The organism is Rhodococcus sp. R1101 (assembly GCF_000278445.1).
GTDB classification, from domain to species: domain Bacteria; phylum Actinomycetota; class Actinomycetes; order Mycobacteriales; family Mycobacteriaceae; genus Rhodococcus; species Rhodococcus gordoniae.
Genome location: NZ_AJVB01000678.1, coordinates 1 through 1,599, shown reverse-complemented (window position 1 = coordinate 1,599; position 1,599 = coordinate 1). Strand labels below are relative to the sequence as shown.

The window sequence follows — 1,599 nt, the reverse complement described above, 5'->3', positions numbered from 1 at the left end:
AGCGAACCGTCGGATCCGAGGCTCGTCAGTGCGCGGGCGAGGCGGTTCATCGCGATACGGCCGTCGCCGCCGACGGATTCGCGCAGGCCTTCCTCGAGCAGCCGTGCGGCGGAGGCCGACGAGGTCGGGGCACCCGAGGCGGCGGCACCGCGGAGATGTTCTGCGGCCGAAGGCCGTCCGGCGGCGAGCAGCACGGTGGCAGCGAGAGGGGCGTCCGTGCCGACCCGTTCGGGTCCGAGCCATTCGAACAGGTCCGCGCTGCGGTCGAGCATGCCGCGATGCGCGGCGATACTCGCGGAGATCCGGGTGGCGGCGCGCACGTCGTCGACGTCGGTCGTGTCGGCGCGGTCGAGCAGCCGATCGGTGATTTGTTCGGCCTTCTCGAGATCCCCTGCCGCAAAGGCGACTTCGGCGCGCCGCACTGCGAGGGCATCGGGATCGGCTCCCGCCGGTACCGCGGCGTCGAGAAGATCGGCGGCCTCGCGCGGCGTTGCGTCGACCGCGAACTCCACGAGCCGTCGGGCGAGGTGCGGATCGGTGAGGCCGATCGTGGCGAGCCCCCGGGCGAGGTGCGGCGTGAGTGTTCCGGCGTCGATGCGTGTCGCGAGGAGGCGGCGGGCGACGGCGAGCAGGTTGTGTCTCCCGAGGACCGCGGCGGGCACGCCGCTCGCTCCCGCAGTGAGACTCGCTGCATCGGCCCCGAGCAGACCGCTCGCGCGGGCCGCGTCGACGAGATCGAGGGCCCGCGCGGCGGGTACCTCGAGTACGGCGGCGAGTTCGCCGGGATCGAGCGCCGCGCCGAGATCGACGAGAGCCAGAGCTGCGGTGAGATCGAGGTCGGCGAGGAGCTGCCGGCGGATCGCCTCTCCGACGGCGTGCCGGACGTCGCCGTCCGTCCGCAGGGCCTTGAGAGCGGTGTCGACGAGGTTCGGTACTCCACCCGTCAGGCGGTGCAGTGCGCGCACCTGGGGCGGTGCGAGCCGGAGTTCGAACGACGCCGCACGACCGGCGGTTTCGCGAGCTGTCCACCGGCCCAGTTCCACCACCGTGCCGCTCCCCGCGAATACTGCTGTCAGCGAACGCATCTCGGCGCGATGTGGACGCGGTTCGGTGGACACGACGATCCCCGTCGGCGCATCGCGAACGTGGTCGGCCAGATCCTGCAGTTCTGCGGCGGTCATGCGGTGCGCGTCGTCGACGATGCGCACGTCACCGAGATCGTCCCGGAGCGAAGCGAGTACGGCGGACTTCCCGGTTCCGGTGCCGCCGACGAGCAGCAGCCGCGGGGGAGCGGAGGTGGCCAGGGCGCGCGTGACCTCCCGGGGCACCGGTCGTCGCGGAGGAGCGGGGACGGACGTCATCGCGATCGGTCAGCGTCCGGTTCCGAGCAACCCGCCGACGACCTGTCCGGTGCCGTCGAGGACACCGCCGACCACGTTGCCGGTGCCGTCGAGCACCTGGCCGACACCGTTGCCGACACCCTCGACGACCGCGCCCGCACCCTGACCGGCGCCGGAGAGGGCGTCGCCGGCGCCGCTGCCGCCCGTGCTCGGGGCGGTCGGCTGCGGCGCGGGCTGGGGAGCAGGTGCCGGGGCGGGT

General features: G+C 73.4%; 2 pseudogenes. Both read right to left on the bottom strand.

The annotated features are described in order from the left end of the window. Positions 1–1,361 (bottom strand): annotated as a pseudogene (locus R1101_RS0123120) (LuxR C-terminal-related transcriptional regulator); the annotation flags it as partial. A gap of 9 nt (positions 1,362–1,370) precedes the next feature. Next, a pseudogene (locus R1101_RS28350) lies at positions 1,371–1,599 on the bottom strand (Hsp70 family protein); the annotation flags it as partial.